We start from the raw sequence: 15603 nt of genomic DNA on the forward strand, positions 1-15603 counted from the left end.
CTCAAGGCTTGGCCTGCGTCGTCGGCTTGCCTTCTTCGCCGACGAACAACACCAGCAGCTTCACCGGCTTGTCGGTTTTGTTGAACGCCTGGTGCCAGCGTCCGATGCTTTCGAGGAAGGCCTCTCCGGTCTTGTAGCGTCGCACGTCCTTGCCTTCGGTCTGGACTTCGAGTTCGCCCTCCATGACGTAGACGAAGACGGGAACCGGGTGCTGGTGCAGTGCAGTGCGGCCACCGGCCTCCAGCGTGCCGACCACCGATACGATCTCCGGCTTGTCCGACCGCGGATAGGCGATCGCGTCGCCGTCTGCCGTCTTGCCGCCCTTCAGCAGCGGCGCCGTCTTGAAGCCCTTGGGCAGCGCCGCGCTTTCCTCGGCCCAGGCCGCAGCCGGGGTGAGCAGCAGGATGGCGGTTCCGGCCAGTGCGGAAAGCGTTTGCGTACCGATTTGTCGATAGATTTTCTTCATGACTGACTCCTGTTGGGGGATGGATGGGATCGCGCCGTAGCCGCAGGGGCTTGCAATCCTCTCGACGAACTGGGGGGAAGTGCCGGCAGGCGGAGTCGCCGTTCGCCACGCGGCGATTGCGGCGTCCGCTGGCGGTGACGACGTTCTGGTTCTAGGTGCGGCGACCGGCAGAGTCAAGGCGAGGTCGTCGATACCGGAGCGGATCCCGCGCAATCGCCGGGGGGGACGTCGGTCGCCGCTTGCCGCCATGCGGGGTAGAATTTTTCCGTTGCCGACGATGGAAGGACGGAGCATGGCCAAGCGCAGCTTTCCCCTTGCCCGGGTCTATACCCTGCTCGAACCCGGCCCGGTGGTGCTGGTCACCACCGCCGGTCGCGACGGTCCGGACGTGATGGCGATGTCCTGGCACACGATGTTGGAATTCGAGCCGCCGCTGGTCGGCTGCGTGATCAGCAACCGCGACTACAGCTACGGCAGGATCAAGCGCTCGCGCGAATGCGTGCTCAACATCCCGACCGTCGAGCTCGCCGCGCAGGTGGTCGGCTGCGGCAACACGACCGGCGCCGAGGTCGACAAGTTCGCCCGCTTCGGCCTCACCGCGAAGCCGGCGAAGAAAGTCGCGGCGCCGCTGATCGCCGAGTGCTACGCCAGCCTCGAATGCCGCGTCGCCGACACGCGGGCGGTGAACCGCTACGGCTTCTTCGTGCTCGAGGTGGTGCAGGCCTGGGTCGATCCGGCGGTGAAGGCGCCGCAGACGATCCACCATCGCGGCAAGGGCCGCTTCATGGTCGCCGGTGACGAGATCCGGCTGCCGTCGAAGATGAAGTAGGCACCGCGCGTACAGGAGGCACGAGCATCGCCACGAAGGGAAACGGAAAGGCGGGAAGGCCGCCGGCGGACGTCGTACAGAGCTTCCCGCCGGTCGCCGACGCCGGCGCGCGGGTACTGATCCTCGGCAGCATGCCCGGCGTCGCCTCGCTCGTCGCCGGCCGCTACTACGCGCATGCGCGCAACGCCTTCTGGCCGCTGATGGGCGCGCTGCTCGGCTTTGCCGCCGATGCCCCGTACGCGGCGCGCACCGCGGCGCTGCGCGCGGCCGGCGTCGCGCTGTGGGACGTGCTGCATACCTGCGCGCGCGCGGGCAGCCTGGATGCGATGATCGACCGCGACAGCGCGGTGGCGAACGACCTGCCGGCCTTTTTCGCTGCCCACCCGCGGGTGCGCCACGTGTTCTTCAACGGTGCCGCCGCCGAGGACTGCTTCCGCCGCCACGTGCTGCCGCATCTGGCGGCCGGCGGCGCGCTGCGGCTCGCGCGCCTGCCCTCGACCAGCCCGGCCAACGCCGCATTTTCGTTCGAGCAGAAGCTGGCGGTCTGGCGCGCGGCGCTGTCGCCGCTGCTGGCCGACGATGAGAGAATGCCGGCTCGACAGGAGGAACCCCGATGCAACACTTCGCCAGCGACAACTACGCCGGAATCTGCCCGGAAGCGCTCGCCGCGCTGATCGCCGCCAACGCCGGGCACGCGCCGGCCTACGGCGACGACGACTGGACGCGGCGCGTCTCCGACCGCCTGCGCGCGCTGTTCGACACCGACTGCGACGTCTATTTCGCGTTCAACGGCACCGCCGCCAACTCGCTGGCGCTGGCCTCGCTGTGCCAGAGCTACCACAGCGTCGTCTGCCACGAGCTGGCGCACGTCGACACCGACGAATGCGGCGGCCCGGAATTCTTCTCCAACGGCTCCAAGCTGCTGCCGGCCAAGGGCGAGCACGGCAAGCTGACGCCGGAGGCGGTGCGCGAGGTGGTCGCGCGGCGCAGCGACATCCACTACCCGAAGCCGCGCGTGGTGACGCTGACGCAGGCGACCGAGGTCGGCACCGTCTATCGCGTCGACGAGATCGCCGCCATCGCCGACCTCGCGCACGCCAGCGGCCTGCGCGTGCACATGGACGGCGCGCGCTTCGCCAACGCAGTGGCCGCGCTCGGCGTTTCGCCGGCGGAGATCACCTGGCGCGCCGGCGTCGACGTGCTGTGCTTCGGCGGCACCAAGATGGGTCTGCCGGTCGGCGAGGCGGTGGTGTTCTTCGACCGCGCGCTGTCCGAGGACTTCGCCTGGCGCTGCAAGCAGGCCGGGCAGCTGGCGTCGAAGATGCGCTTCCTGTCGGCGCCCTGGCTGGGCATGCTGGAGGACGGCGCCTGGCTGCGCCACGCCGCGCACGCCAACGCGATGGCACGGCGGCTGGCCGACGGGCTGGCGGCGATCCCGGCGGCGCGGCTGCTGTTCCCGGTCGAGGCCAACGGCGTCTTCGCCGAACTGCCGCCGGCGCTGATCGACGGCCTGCGCGCGCGCGGCTGGCGCTTCTATACCTTCATCGGCGCCGGCGGCGCGCGCTTCATGTGCGCCTGGGACACGCAGCCGGACAGCGTCGACGCGCTGCTCGCCGACCTGCGGGAACTGGCGGGGTGAGCGGCGCACGCTTCTGCCGCGCCTGCGGCGCCGCGCTGGAGACGCTGCCGCTCGCCGGCCGCCTGCGCCTGGTGTGCGCCGCCGGCTGCGGCCACGTCGAATGGAACAATCCGCTGCCGGTGGTGGCGGCGCTGGTCGAACGCGACGGGCGTATCGTGCTGGCGCGCAACGCGGCCTGGGCGGAGGGGACGTTCGGCCTGATCAGCGGCTTCCTGGAGGCCGGCGAGTCGCCGGAAGACGCCGTGGCGCGCGAGGTGGCGGAGGAGCTGGGGCTGGTCGCGGAGGCGGTCGCGCTGATCGGCGTCTATCCGTTCGAGCGCCGGAACGAGGTGATCATCGCTTACCACGTCGTCGCCGCCGGCGAGATCGTGCTCAACGAGGAACTGGCCGAAGTCCGCCTGATCGATCCGGAGAAGCTGCGCGCGTGGGATTTCGGCACCGGCCTCGCGGTGCGCGACTGGCTGGCGCGGCAGGCGTCCGCGCGCGGCTGAGGCGATCGCCCGGCGGCCGGCGCTCAGTCGTCGCCGGACTCGCCGTGGATCCAGGCCAGCGCGTCGACCAGGCTGCGGTTCAGCGCGTCGTGCGACAGCGCCGGCAGCTCGCCGAGCAGCGCGTCGCAGCCGTCCCAGTCGGCGGCGTCGAGGCGCTCGACCAGCGCCAGCAGCCGGCCCAGTTCGCCCTCGTGCGCCGCCAGCGCGTGGCGAACGTCGTCGACCACCGGGATCTGCGCCAGGATCTCGTCCATCGGCAGGCCCAGCGCGGCCGGCATCAAGGACATGATGCCGGCGAGGAAGGCTTCGTCGCCGAGCGTGCGCTTGCCCGGCGACAGGCGCCCGGCGAGGATTTCGAGCAGCCGGCCGCGCCCGGCCGCGAGCTGCAGCAGCGGGTTGCGCTCGGGGGCCTCGCCGCCGCCCGACGAGGCCATCAGCAGCAGCTGCAGCCAGCGTAGCAGCTGCTTGCGGCCGAGCACGGCGATCGCGTGGCGCAGCGAATCGACCTTGCGCACGACGCCGATGCCGACGGCGTTGACCAGGCGCAGCAGGTTGACGGTGAGCCCCGGCTCGCGCTTGAAGTTCTCTTCGAGGTCGGTGCTGTCCGCCTCGCGCGCGACCAGGTTGAGCAGGCGGATGATGCCCAGCTGCGAGGCCGACAGCTGGCGGCCGCGGACGATCGTCGGGCGGGTGACGTAGTCGCCCTGGAAGAGCTGGCAGCCGGCCGCGCGGCAGCGCTCCATCTGCTCGCGCGTGCCCACGTTCCCGGCGAGGATCTGCAGCGGCAGCCCGGCCAGCCCACCGGCGAGCTCGGCGAGCCGTTCGGCGTTTTCCTGCGCGTCGATGGCGGCGATGTCGACCAGCGGCAGCAGCGCGTCGCTGCGTTCGTCGGGGCCGGCGTAGCGCGCCAGCGCCAGCGTGTAGCCGCGCTCGCGCAGCGTGCGGCAGCGCGCCAGCAGCGCGGCGTCGGCGGCGCCGGCGAAGTCGAGGGCAAGGACGATGCCGGCGGCCGGCTGCAGTTCGCTGAGGTCGTCGAGGACGAAGCGCTCGTCGGCGTCGATGCGGGCGCGCAGCGGCCCGAGCGCGGTGCCGAGGCCGAGCCCGGCCCAGGCGGCGCCGACGACGCCGGCGGAGGCCGCCGACTGCCCGGGGCCGCGGAAGCGCAGCGCGTAGCCGACCAGCTGCTGCGCGCGGTCGAGGATCGGCTGGCGGCCGATCAGCAGCGGGCGGGGCAGGGGCGGGGTGGCGGTGTCCATCGTCGCGCGGAGTCTCAGTCGTTGCCGGCGTCGCGGCCGATCTCGTTGGCCCAGGCCAGCGCCTGCGCGATCGCGGCATTGAGCCCCGCCGGCGTGATGCCATAGAGCCCCGGCAGCAGCGCCGCGACCGCCGCCGGGTCGCCGCCCTCGCTGGTCTCGGCCAGCGCGAGCAGGCGGCCGAGCGTGCCCGGGCGCTCCGCGCCGGGGGCGGCGGCGAGCGCCTGCGCCATCGCCGGCGGCACCGGCAGCTGGGCGAGGATGTCTTCGATCGCTTGGCCGAGCAGCGCCGGCATCAGCGACATGATGCCGGTCATAAAGGCCTGGTCGGGGAGGTCGGCAGCACGGCCGCGCAGCTTGTCGGCGAGCAGCTCCATCAGCCGCCCGCGCGTCGCGGCGAGCTGCAGCAGCGGCGTCACGCCGCCGCCCTGCGGGTTGGCGAAGAGCAGCAGCTGCAGCCAGCGCTGCAGCTGGCGGCGGCCGAGCATGGTGATCGCGTGGCGCAGCGAGGTGATGCGCGTGCGCACGCCGCAGGCGACCGAGTTGGTCAGCCGCAGCAGGTTCACGGTGAGGCCGGGCTGGCCCTTGAACACCTGCTCCAGTTCGGCGGTCTCGGCGTCTTCCAGCAGCAGCTGCGTCAGCCTGAGCAGCGCCAGCTGGGAGTGGTCGAGCTTGCGGCCGGCGATGATCGTCGGCCGCGCGAAGTAGTAGCCCTGGAATAGCTCGAAGCCCAGCTCGCGGCAGAATTCCATCTGCTCCTTCGAGTCCACCTTCTCGGCCAGCAGCCGGGCGCCGGTCGGTCGGACGCGGTCGACGATCGTGCGCACCTGGTCCGGTGACAGCGGCTGCAGGTCGACCTTGACCACGTCGACCAGCGTCAGCAGCTCGTCGTAGTCGTCGTCGAGCCCGACGACGTCGTCGAGCGCGAGCTGGAAGCCCTTGTCCTTCAACTCGCGGACGCGGGCGACGACGGCCTCGTCGGGGGTGATCGTCTCGAGCAGTTCGAGCATCACCGCGTCCTTCGGCAGCAGCTCGATCATGTCGCTGAACAGGAAGTCGCGGTCGACGTTGATGAAGCCGCGGTAGGGGCCGAGCGCATCGCCGACGGCGAGTTCGGAGAAGGCGTTGGTGACCACCGTCGCCGTCGCCTGCACCGGGTCCTCGACGTTGGCCGCGTTCTGCCGGCCGTTGCGGAACAGCAGCTCGTAGGCGAGCAGCTGCTGGCTGCGGTCGAGGATCGGCTGGCGGCCGAGGAAGAGCTCGCTGCTGCCGGCGTCGGCGGGGTCGGTCATGGTCGTCGTTCCGAGGGGGCGCTGCCCGATTCTAGAACGGAAGCGCCAGCGCCGGGCGGGCGGCCTGCAGCACGCGGCGGAAGTCGTCCTGGATGCGGGCCAGCGCCGCCGGGTTGTCGGCCTCGAAACGCAGCACCACCACCGGTGTCGTGTTCGACGGCCGGGCCAGGCCGAAGCCGTCGGCGTACTCGACGCGCAGGCCGTCGATGGTGATCACCTCCTGCGCATCGGTGAAGCGGGCGCTCGCCTTCAGCTCGTCGAGCAGCGCGAACGGCTCGCCCTCGGCCATCTTGATGTTCAGCTCGGGCGTGCTGGTCGCGTTCGGCAGCGCCTTCAGCACCGCGCTCGGGTCGGCGCTGCGCGCCAGGATCTCGAGCAGGCGGGCGCCGGTGTACAGGCCGTCGTCGAAGCCGAACCAGCGCTCCTTGAAGAAGACGTGGCCGCTCATCTCGCCGGCGAGCGGGGCACCGGTCTCCTTCAGCTTCTTCTTGATCAGAGCGTGGCCGGTCTGCCACATCGTCGGCCGGCCGCCGCGCTCGCGGATGAACGGCGCCAGGAGGCGCGTGCATTTGACGTCGTAGATGATCTCGCCGCCGGGCACGCGGGAGAGCACGTCGGCGGCGAAGAGCATCAGCTGGCGGTCGGGGAAGATGATCTCGCCATCCTTGGTGACGACGCCGAGGCGGTCGCCGTCGCCGTCGAAGGCGAGCCCGATCTCGGCGTCGGTCTCCTGCAGCGCGCGGATCACGTCCTGCAGGTTCTCCGGCTTCGACGGGTCGGGGTGGTGGTTCGGGAAGTTGCCGTCGACCTCGCAGAACAGCTCGACCAGCTCGCAGCCCAGCTGCCTGAACAGCGCCGGCGCGATGCCGCCGGCGACGCCGTTGCCGCAGTCGATGACGATCTTCAGCGGCCGCGCCAGCTTGACGTCGCCGACGATGCGGGCGACGTAGGCGTCGCGTACGTCGGCCGAGCGGATCGTGCCGCTGCCGGTCAGCAGCTCGCCGGCCTCGATGCGCGCCTTCAGCTGCTGGATCGCGTCGAGCGCCAGCGTCTCGCCGGCGATCACCATCTTCAGGCCGTTGTAGTCGGGCGGGTTGTGGCTGCCGGTGACCGAGACGCAGCTGTGGCAGCCCAGTTCGTAGGCGGCGAAGTAGGTCAGCGGCGTCGGCACGCAGCCGACGTCGATCGCGTCGACGCCGGCGCTGACGATGCCCTGCATCAGCGCGCCGGCGAGCTCCGGGCCGGACAGCCGTCCGTCGCGGCCGACGGCGATCGCGCTCTGGCCGCGCTCGCGGGCGAGCGAGCCGAGCGCCTGGCCGACGGCGCGGCAGATCTCGGGGGTGAGCGATTTGCCGACGATGCCGCGGATGTCGTAGGCCTTGAAGATTTCGGGCGGGAGCGTGATGTGGGTCTGGGTCATGTCAGTTTCCATGATCGAAGAAATGGAGGAGGCGTTGCGGCATCCAGTCGAGCCGGCCCGGCAGGCTGCCGGCGACGAAGCCGACGTGGCCGCCTTCGTGCGCGAGGTCGAGCGTCACCTGCGGCGACGCCTCGTCGGCGTGCGGCAGCGCATGCGCCGGCAGGAAGGGATCGTTCTTCGCGGCGAGCAGCAGCGTCGGCAGCCGGATGCTGCGCAGGAAGGGTTTCGCCGAGGCGCGCCGCCAGTAGTCGTCGGCGCCGGCGAAGCCGTGCAGCGGCGCGGTGACGGCGTCGTCGAACTCGTACAGGTTGCGCGCGTGCCGCATGCGCTGCTCGTCGAAGAGGCCGGGGTAGTGCCTGAGCTTCTCGGCGGCATTGTGCTTCAGCGTCTGCAGGAAATGGCGGGTGTACAGGCGGTTGAAGCCGCGGCCCAGCTGGTGGCCGCAGGCGGCGAGGTCGAGCGGGGCGCACACCGCCGCCGCCGCGCGCAGCAGGTCGCCGGCGCGGAATTCGCGCTCGCCCAGCCACTTCAGGAGCGCGTTGCCGCCGAGCGAGACGCCGACCGCGAACAGCGGCCGGTACGGATGCTGCTGGTGCAGGCGGTGCAGCACCCAGTCCACCTCGTCCGAATCGCCGGAGTGGTAGGCCCGCGGCAGCCGGTTGATTTCGCCCGAGCAGCCGCGGAAGTGCGAGACGACGCCGGTCCAGCCGCGCGCCTGCAGCGCCTGCATCAAGGCGGTGGCGTAATGGCTGCGCGAGCTGCCCTCGAGGCCGTGGAAGAGAACGACGACCGGCTGCCCGGCGGCGCCGTCGATCCAGTCGAGGTCGATGAAGTCGCCGTCCGGCGTCTCCCAGCGCTCGCGCCGGTAGGCCGGCGGCAGCGGCTTGATCAGCAGCGGGTAGAGCGTCTGCGCGTGGCCGCCGGGCAGCCATTTCGGCGCGCGGTACGCGGGAAAGGCGGGCGCGGCGGCTATGTCGCTCAATGCAGGATCCGCGGCGGCGCGTTGCCTTCCGACGGCGGCTCGCTGGCCGTCGAGGCGTGGTGGGCGAGCAGGCGCCAGCCCTTGGCGCCGCGAATGTAGACGTTGGTGGCGAGCATCGGCCCGTGCGGGGTCGGGTCGTCGCCGAGGTAGAGAGTTTCCAGCACGTTGTGCACGGCCATCAGCGCGCTCGTCCAGCGCACCGTGTGCGAGACGCGCACGTGCAGGCGCGAGCCGCTCTCGAACACCTGCCGCCACGATTCGCGCACCGCCGCGTGGCCAGAGAGGCGCTGGCCGGACGGGTGGATGCAGACGACTTCCTCGTCGTCGGCCCAGGTCGCCATCATCGCCTCCAGGTCGCCGCGTTCGATCGCGTCGTAGAAGGCGGCCTCTGCGTCGTCGGGCGAGGCGAACAGGGTCGGGTGCGGCGGATGCGTGTTGCTCATGGCAGAGACTCCTTCAGCACGCGTTGCGGGTCGAGCTTTTCCAGGCAGTCGAGGTGGCCGAGCGGGCACTCGCGCTGGAAGCAGGGGCTGCAGTCGAGCTGCAGGCTGACCACCTTCGCCGTCGGCGACAGCGGCGGCGTGAAGCCCGGCGACGACGAGCCGTAGAGCGCCGTCAGCGGCCGGCCGAGGGCGGCGGCGACGTGCATCAGCCCGGAATCGTTACAGACGACGAAGTCGGCGAGCGCGATCAGGTCGATCGCCTGGTCGAGCGAGGTCCTGCCGCACAGGTTGTCGGCCGGGCCCTGGGCGGCGATCTCGTCGCCGACCGGCGCGTCCTTCGGCGAGCCGAGCGACCACACGGTGTAGCCGCGCGCGGCGAGCTCGCGCGCCAGCGTCGCGAAGTGCCGCGTCGGCCAGCGCTTGGCCGGGCCGTATTCGGCGCCGGGGCAGAAGACGACCAGCTTCGGCGGGCGGGGAAGGCCGAGCGCGGCGAGCGTGGCGTCCTGCTGGACGGGCGTGGAGGCTAGCCTGGGCAGCGGCAGCGGGCGCGGCAGCGGCGCGCCGACGGCTTCCGCGAGCTGCGCGAAGCGTTCGGCCATCTGCGGCAGCGCGACCTTGTCCAGCGTGTGGCGGACGTTGATCAGGCCGACCCGCGATTCGCCGGTGAAGCCGATGCGCTGCGGGATGCCGGCCAGGAACGGGATCAGCGCCGACTTCAGCGAGTTGGGTAGCACGTAGACGCGGTCGAACTTCTGCGCCGCCAGTTCGCGCGCCAGCCGCCAGCGCGCCGGGAGCGACAGCTGGCCGTGGCCGAAGGGGCTGTCGACGACGCCGGCGATCTCCGGCATGCGCCGCAGTACCGGCGCCACCCAGCGCGGCGCCAGCGCGTGCAGTTCGAGGCCGGGATCGCGCTCGTGCAGGCGCACGAACAGCGGGTGCGCCATCACGGTGTCGCCGATCCAGGAGGGGGCGACGATCAGGGCTTTCATCGGGCGGGGGCGGGGCGGTGCGACGTCAATGCAAACGGCCGCCCGTGGGCGGCCGCGCGGGGCTCAGTGATGGCCCTTGGGCAGTTCGCCCTTGAACACGTAACGGGCGCTGCAGTACGGGCAGGTGACTTCGCCGTTGTGCGTCACGTCGAGGAAGACGCGCGGGTGCCGCGACCACAGCGGTGCGTTCGGCTGCGGGCAGTGCAGCGGCAGGTCCTGGGCGGTGACTTCGACGGTGGTTTGCTGCTTCTCGGACATTCCCTTATCTCCCTGGGCGTTGCTCAAACGTAGGCCAGCCAGTCGGCGTATTCGGGCAGGCGGCCGTTCACCAGGTCGAAGAAGCGGGCCTGCAGCTTGGTCGTGATCGGGCCGCGCTTGCCTTCGCCGATGACGCGGTTGTCGAGTTCGCGGATCGGCGTCACTTCTGCGGCGGTGCCGGTGAAGAAGGCCTCGTCGGCGATGTAGATGTCGTCGCGCGTGATCGGCCTGGAGACGACCTGGTAGCCGAGGTCGGCGGCGAGCTTCATCACCGTCTCGCGGGTGATGCCGCACAGGCCGGAGGTGATCTGCGGTTCGTAGATGGTGCCGTTCTTGATCACGAACAGGTTCTCGCCGGCGCCTTCGGCGACGAAGCCCATGGTGTCGAGCAGCAGCGCCTCGTCGTAGCCGTCCTGCGTCGCTTCGAGGTTGGCGAGGATCGAGTTGGCGTAGGTGGTGGCGACCTTGGCGCGCGGCATCGTCACGTTCACGTGGTGGCGGGCGAAGGACGCGGTCTTGACGCGGATGCCCTTCTCCAGGCCTTCCTCGCCGAGGTAGGCGCCCCACGGCCAGGCGGCGATGGCGACGTGCACCTTGGCGCCGCGCGGCGAGACGCCCATCTTCTCCGAGCCGTAGAAGGCGATCGGGCGCAGGTAGCAGGATTCCAGCTTGTTCGCGCGCACGACTTCCTTCTGCGCTTCCGCCAGCTGTTCGCGGCTGAACGGGATCTGCATCATGTAGATGTGCGCCGAGTTGAACAGGCGGTCGGTGTGCTCCTTGAGGCGGAAGATCGCCGTGCCCTTGTCGGTCTTGTAGGCGCGGACGCCCTCGAAGACGGACAGGCCGTAGTGCAGCGAGTGCGTCAGCACGTGCGTGGTCGCCTCGCGCCAGGGCACCAGTTCGCCATCCATCCAGATGAAGCCGTCGCGGTCGGACATCGACATGATCTTGTCTCCTGTGATTCTGTTGCCAGAGGTCAATCGAAAGGGTCGATTTTAGCCGATTTCGCCCCCTTCCGTCGTGCCGCCGCCGGTCGGCGGCTGACGCGGTTTTGTCTTGCCGGCGCGGAATCCGGGCTTGCAGGCGGTAAAATGCCGGTTTTGCTTCCGCCCCGTTTGCCATGTCCAACGCCGCCATCTGGAAACCCAACGTCACCGTCGCCGCCGTCATCGAGCGCGACGGCCGCTTCCTGCTGGTCGAGGAAGCGACCGACGACGGCCTGCGTTTCAACCAGCCGGCCGGCCACCTCGAATGCCGCGAGGCGCTGGTCGACGCCGTCGTCCGCGAGGCGCTCGAGGAAACCGGCTACCACTTCGTGCCGCGCTTCCTGGTCGGCGTCTACAGCTGGCGCAACGAGGCCAGGGACGTCACCTACCTGCGCTTCGCCTTCGGCGGCGAGATCGTCGGCCACGAACCGGAGCGCCGGCTGGACGAAGGCATCGTCGCCGCGCGCTGGCTGACGCCGGAGGAAATCCGCGCCTCGGCCGACCGCCACCGCAGCCCGTTGATCGTGCGCTGCGTCGACGACTGGCTGGCCGGTCGGCGCTATCCGCTGGAACTGCTGACGCACTACGGATGAGGCGCGCGGCGCTGCTCTGCGGCCTCGCGCTGGTCTGCGCCGCCGCCGGCGCGCAGGAGAAGGTCGAGGTCTGCTACAACTACGGCTGCCTGAACACGGCGACCGTCAAGTTCGGCAAGCGCCAGCTGGCGGAAGTGCGCGACCTGCTCGACGACGCGGTCGATGCCGCGCACGAACGCGCGCTGGTCGGCGTCGCGATCGGCCGCCTGCTCGGCTGGGCCGGCCGGCAGTCGCCGATCCATGCCGACCGCGGCGGCAACTACGCCGACGACGGGGCGTATGGCCGCATGGACTGCATCGACCACGCGACGACGACCACGCGCCTGCTGCAGATGCTCGAGCGGCGCGGCTGGCTGCGCTGGCACCACGTGCGCGAACCCGAGGTGCGCACGCGGCTGGTCATCTTCGACCACTGGTCGGCGGTGATCGAGGAAGCGCCGAAGGCGCCGTACCGCGATGCGCATCCGCTGTCGCGGGCGCGCTACGCGGTCGATAGCTGGTTTTACGATAACGGCCTGCCGGCGGTGGTGATGCCGCTGGATGCCTGGATGGATTGGGAGGGACCCCGTGTCGAATGAAAACAATACCGTCGTCGTCGGCCTGTCCGGCGGCGTCGATTCGTCGGTGGCGGCGCTGCTGCTGAAACAGCAGGGCTACAAGGTCGTCGGCCTGTTCATGAAGAACTGGGAGGACGACGACAGCGACGAGTACTGCTCGTCGCGCCAGGACCTGGTCGACGTGATGAGCGTCGCCGACAAGATCGGCATCGACGTCGAGGTGGTGAACTTCGCGAAGGAGTACAAGGAGCGCGTCTTCGCCGAGTTCCTCAAGGAATACCAGGCCGGCCGCACGCCGAACCCGGACGTGCTGTGCAACTCGGAGATCAAGTTCCGCGCCTTCCTCGACCACGCGCTGAAGATGGGCGCGGCGAAGATCGCCACCGGCCACTATGCCGGCGTACGCGAGGTGGCCTCGCCCTCCGGAGTCGGCGTCGAGTACCAGCTCTTGAAGGCCGAGGACGGCACCAAGGACCAGAGCTACTTCCTGCACCGGCTGAACCAGGCGCAGCTCGCCAAGACGATCTTCCCGCTGGCCGAGCTGTACAAGCGCGACGTGCGCAAGATCGCCCTTGATGCCGGACTGCACGTCGCCGCGAAGAAGGACTCGACCGGCATCTGCTTCATCGGCGAGCGGCCGTTCAAGGATTTCCTGATGCGCTACCTGCCGCCGCAGAAGGGCGAGATCCGCGAGCTCGACTCCGGGCGCGTGCTCGGCGAGCACGACGGCATGACCTATCACACCATCGGCCAGCGCAAGGGGCTGCTGATCGGCGGCGTCAAGGGCGGCAAGGGCGCCGATTCCGGCGAGCACGACGCCTGGTTCGTCGCGAAGAAGGATGTCGCCGCCAACGTGCTCTACGTCGTGCAGGGGCACGACCACCCGGCGCTGCTCTCCGACACGCTGGTCGCCGCCGACCTGTCCTGGGTGTCCGGCCGGGCGCCGCATACGCACTGGGTCTATTGCGCGAAGACGCGCTACCGCCAGGAAGATGCCGCCTGCGAGGTCGAGCAGGTCGACGGCGAGCGCTGCGAGATCCGCTTCGCCGCGCCGCAGTGGGCGGTGACGCCGGGGCAGTCGGTGGTGCTCTACGAATCCCGCGTCTGCCTCGGCGGCGGCGTCATCCAGTAATTCCGTGTCCGCCGCTCCCGCCGAAACTACGGAAACCGCCGTCGCGCCGGCGCGCCTGCACCGGGCAGTGCGCGCGGTGCTGTGGAGCGTCGTCGTCGCCGCCGTCGGCTACCTCGGCCTGTCGCTGTGGGCCGGCTGGCGCGAGGTCGTCGCCGCCGTCGTCCAGGTCGGGCCGTGGGTGCTGCTCGGCCTCTTGGCGCTGTCGCTGGCCAACTACCTGCTGCGCTTCGTGCGCTGGGGGCGCTACCTGACGCTGCTCGATGCGCCGGTGCCGTGGCGCGTGAATCTCGACGCCTACTTCGCCGGCTTCGCGCTGACCACCAGCCCGGGCAAGCTCGGCGAGACGCTGCGCTCGGTGCTGCTGAAGCCGCACGGCGTACCGCCGGCGGCAAGCCTCGCCGCCTTCTTCGCCGAACGGGCCAGCGACCTCCTTTCCATCCTCGTGCTGGCCGCGATCGGCCTGTGGTCGTACGCGCCGGCGCGGCCGGTGGTCGGCTTCGCGCTCGCCTTCGTCGCCGTCGCGCTGCTGCTCGTGCAATGGACCGCGCTGATCGCAGCCGTCGACCGCTGGGCGCTGGCGAGGGCCGGGCAGGGCGCGCGCTGGGCGAAGCTGCTGTCGCAGCTGTGCGAGATCGTGCTGCACTTCCGCCGCTGCTTCTCGCTGCCGGCGCTCTCCATGGGGCTCGGCCTCGGCGTCGTCGCCTGGTTGGCCGAGGGCGTCGGCTTCTGGTGGCTGCTCGCCGCACTCGGCCATCCGCTCGACCTCTCCACCGCGGTCTTCGTCTACGCCTTCGCGATGCTGATCGGCGGCCTCTCCTTCCTGCCCGGCGGGCTGGGCAGCAGCGAGGCGGTGATGATCGCGCTGCTCTCGCTGCACGGCCTGCCGGAGGCGAGCGCGGTGACGGCGACGCTGATCTGCCGGCTGGCGACGCTGTGGTTCGCGGTCGCACTCGGCGCGCTGTTCATGCTGCGGGTGCGCAAGTGAGCGCCGCGCAGGCGTCCGCCTGGGGCAACCTCGGCTGGCCGCCGGCGGCGGAAATCCGCCGCGTCGACACGCGCGACGCCGACCTGCCGGCGGTCGCCGGCACGCTGCTGCCCTACGGCAACGGCCGCAGCTACGGCGACAGCTGCCTCAACCCCGGCGGCACGCTGCTGGCGACGCGCGGGCTCGACCGCTTCATCGCCTTCGACGCCGACACCGGGGTGCTCGCCTGCGAGGCCGGTGTGCTGCTCGCCGAGATCCTCGACCTGGTGGTGCCGCGCGGCTGGTTCCTGCCGGTGACGCCGGGCACCCGCTACGTCACCGTCGCCGGCGCCATCGCCAACGACGTGCACGGCAAGAACCACCATGCCGGCGGCGCCTTCGGCGCGCATGTGCGTTCGTTCGAGCTCTTGCGCTCGGACGGTTCGCGCCGGCGCTGCTCGCCCGCGGAAAACGCCGACTGGTTTGCGGCGACCGTCGGCGGCCTCGGCCTGACCGGCCTCGTCACGCAGGCCGAGCTGCAGCTGAAGCGCATCGCCGGCAATGCGATCGCCGTGCGCAACGTGCGCTTTTCCGGCCTCGACGAGTTCTTCGCGCTGAATGCCGAGGCCGAGCGCGAGCACGAATACGCGGTGGCCTGGATCGACTGCCTGGCGAAGACGCCGCGCGGCGTGCTGATGGGCGGCGACCATGCCGACGCCGACCTGCCGGCGCCGCGCGGCGGCAGGAACGTACCGCTGACGCCGCCGCTGTCGCTGATCAACCACGCCAGCCTCGCCGCCTTCAACGCCGCCTATTACGGCAAGCCGTGGCCGGCGGCGCAGACGGTGCATTACCGGCCGTACTTCTACCCGCTCGATGCGGTCGGCCACTGGAACCGGATCTACGGGCCGCGCGGCTTCTACCAGTACCAGTCGGTGGTGCCGCCGGCGGCGGCGCGCGCGGCGACCGGCGAGATGCTGGCGGCGATCGCAGGGAGCGGCCAGGGGTCCTTCCTCGCCGTGCTGAAGAACTTCGGCGCGCGGTCCTCGTCCGGCCTGCTCTCGTTCCCGATGGCCGGGACCACGCTGGCGCTCGACTTCCCCAACCACGGCGCGGCGACGCTCGACCTGTTCGCGCGCCTCGACGCGATCGTGCGTGCCGCCGGCGGCCGCCTCTACCCGGCCAAGGATGCGCGCATGCCGGCGGCGATGTTCCGCGCCGGCTATCCGCGGCTGGCCGAATTCACGTCCTACGTCGACCCGAAGTTCTCGTCCGGCTTCTGGCGGCGCGTCATGGAGAACAACTAGAA

General features: G+C 70.8%; 18 protein-coding genes. 9 read left to right on the top strand and 9 right to left on the bottom strand.

The window, feature by feature from the left end; translation table 11 throughout:
• Position 1 precedes the first annotated feature (1 nt).
• Positions 2–760, bottom strand: a complete 759-nt coding sequence (locus IWH25_RS08095) for a cupin domain-containing protein (protein WP_238999071.1) — start codon at positions 758–760, stop codon at positions 2–4.
• Here IWH25_RS08095 and IWH25_RS08100 point away from each other — a divergent pair.
• The 4 genes from IWH25_RS08100 (at position 759) to IWH25_RS08115 (ending at position 3425) form a co-directional block, all read left to right on the top strand.
• Positions 759–1295, top strand: coding sequence for a flavin reductase family protein (locus IWH25_RS08100; RefSeq protein ID WP_203388804.1), 537 nt, complete (start codon positions 759–761; stop codon positions 1293–1295). The two genes, IWH25_RS08095 and IWH25_RS08100, sit on opposite strands and share 2 nt — an antisense overlap.
• A 131-nt stretch (positions 1296–1426) precedes the next feature.
• Positions 1427–1969 carry a DNA-deoxyinosine glycosylase gene (locus IWH25_RS08105; RefSeq protein ID WP_238999037.1) on the top strand — a complete coding sequence of 181 codons (543 nt, stop codon included), beginning with the start codon at positions 1427–1429 and terminating at the stop codon, positions 1967–1969.
• A complete protein-coding gene (locus IWH25_RS08110; protein WP_203388805.1) occupies positions 1909–2934 on the top strand; it encodes a threonine aldolase family protein in 1026 nt (341 codons plus the stop codon). Before IWH25_RS08105 ends, IWH25_RS08110 begins: the two co-directional genes overlap by 61 nt.
• Entirely contained in the window at positions 2931–3425 is a 495-nt protein-coding gene (locus tag IWH25_RS08115) for an NUDIX domain-containing protein (RefSeq protein ID WP_203388806.1), read from the top strand. Before IWH25_RS08110 ends, IWH25_RS08115 begins: the two co-directional genes overlap by 4 nt.
• Positions 3426–3448: 23 nt before the next feature.
• Here the strand turns inward: IWH25_RS08115 and IWH25_RS08120 are convergent, their stop codons facing one another.
• The 8 genes from IWH25_RS08120 to IWH25_RS08155 all read right to left on the bottom strand — a co-directional run bounded on the left by IWH25_RS08120 (position 3449) and on the right by IWH25_RS08155 (position 11006).
• Positions 3449–4681, bottom strand: coding sequence for an EAL and HDOD domain-containing protein (locus IWH25_RS08120; RefSeq protein ID WP_203388807.1), 1233 nt, complete (start codon positions 4679–4681; stop codon positions 3449–3451).
• Between the two features lie 14 nt (positions 4682–4695).
• Positions 4696–5970 (bottom strand): EAL and HDOD domain-containing protein, encoded by a 1275-nt coding sequence (locus tag IWH25_RS08125; RefSeq protein WP_203388808.1) that lies wholly within the window; start codon positions 5968–5970, stop codon positions 4696–4698.
• 31 nt (positions 5971–6001) lie between these two features.
• The gene (locus tag IWH25_RS08130) at positions 6002–7390 is read right to left on the bottom strand and encodes a phosphomannomutase/phosphoglucomutase (RefSeq protein ID WP_203388809.1); all 1389 of its coding nucleotides are present in this window, start codon (positions 7388–7390) and stop codon (positions 6002–6004) included.
• 1 nt (position 7391) lies between these two features.
• On the bottom strand, positions 7392–8372 hold the full coding sequence (locus tag IWH25_RS08135; RefSeq protein ID WP_238999038.1) for a hydrolase: 981 nt from the start codon (positions 8370–8372) through the stop codon (positions 7392–7394).
• Positions 8369–8815 (bottom strand): YybH family protein, encoded by a 447-nt coding sequence (locus tag IWH25_RS08140; protein ID WP_203388810.1) that lies wholly within the window; start codon positions 8813–8815, stop codon positions 8369–8371. The genes IWH25_RS08135 and IWH25_RS08140 overlap by 4 nt, the downstream gene beginning before the upstream one ends.
• On the bottom strand, positions 8812–9804 hold the full coding sequence (gene waaF, locus IWH25_RS08145; RefSeq protein WP_203388811.1) for a lipopolysaccharide heptosyltransferase II: 993 nt from the start codon (positions 9802–9804) through the stop codon (positions 8812–8814). The genes IWH25_RS08140 and waaF overlap by 4 nt, the downstream gene beginning before the upstream one ends.
• Positions 9805–9867: 63 nt before the next feature.
• The gene (locus IWH25_RS08150; RefSeq protein ID WP_203388812.1) at positions 9868–10062 is read right to left on the bottom strand and encodes a zinc-finger domain-containing protein; all 195 of its coding nucleotides are present in this window, start codon (positions 10060–10062) and stop codon (positions 9868–9870) included.
• Between the two features lie 23 nt (positions 10063–10085).
• Positions 10086–11006 (bottom strand): branched-chain amino acid transaminase, encoded by a 921-nt coding sequence (locus IWH25_RS08155; protein ID WP_203388813.1) that lies wholly within the window; start codon positions 11004–11006, stop codon positions 10086–10088.
• A gap of 176 nt (positions 11007–11182) precedes the next feature.
• Between IWH25_RS08155 and IWH25_RS08160 the strand changes: the two genes are divergently transcribed.
• From IWH25_RS08160 to IWH25_RS08180, 5 genes are read left to right on the top strand one after another with little or no spacing between them, the layout of a single operon-like run.
• Positions 11183–11641 (top strand): NUDIX hydrolase, encoded by a 459-nt coding sequence (locus IWH25_RS08160; RefSeq protein ID WP_203388814.1) that lies wholly within the window; start codon positions 11183–11185, stop codon positions 11639–11641.
• Positions 11638–12219 (top strand): hypothetical protein, encoded by a 582-nt coding sequence (locus IWH25_RS08165; RefSeq protein WP_203388815.1) that lies wholly within the window; start codon positions 11638–11640, stop codon positions 12217–12219. Before IWH25_RS08160 ends, IWH25_RS08165 begins: the two co-directional genes overlap by 4 nt.
• Complete coding sequence (mnmA, locus tag IWH25_RS08170) at positions 12209–13330, top strand: tRNA 2-thiouridine(34) synthase MnmA (protein ID WP_238999039.1); 1122 nt, start codon at positions 12209–12211, stop codon at positions 13328–13330. The genes IWH25_RS08165 and mnmA overlap by 11 nt, the downstream gene beginning before the upstream one ends.
• Positions 13331–13334: 4 nt before the next feature.
• On the top strand, positions 13335–14315 hold the full coding sequence (locus IWH25_RS08175; protein WP_203388817.1) for a lysylphosphatidylglycerol synthase transmembrane domain-containing protein: 981 nt from the start codon (positions 13335–13337) through the stop codon (positions 14313–14315).
• The gene (locus tag IWH25_RS08180) at positions 14312–15601 is read left to right on the top strand and encodes an FAD-binding oxidoreductase (protein ID WP_203388818.1); all 1290 of its coding nucleotides are present in this window, start codon (positions 14312–14314) and stop codon (positions 15599–15601) included. Before IWH25_RS08175 ends, IWH25_RS08180 begins: the two co-directional genes overlap by 4 nt.
• The last annotated feature ends 2 nt before the right edge of the window (positions 15602–15603 follow it).

Source organism: Azospira restricta (assembly GCF_016858125.1).
GTDB classification, from domain to species: Bacteria; Pseudomonadota; Gammaproteobacteria; order Burkholderiales; family Rhodocyclaceae; genus Proximibacter; species Proximibacter restrictus.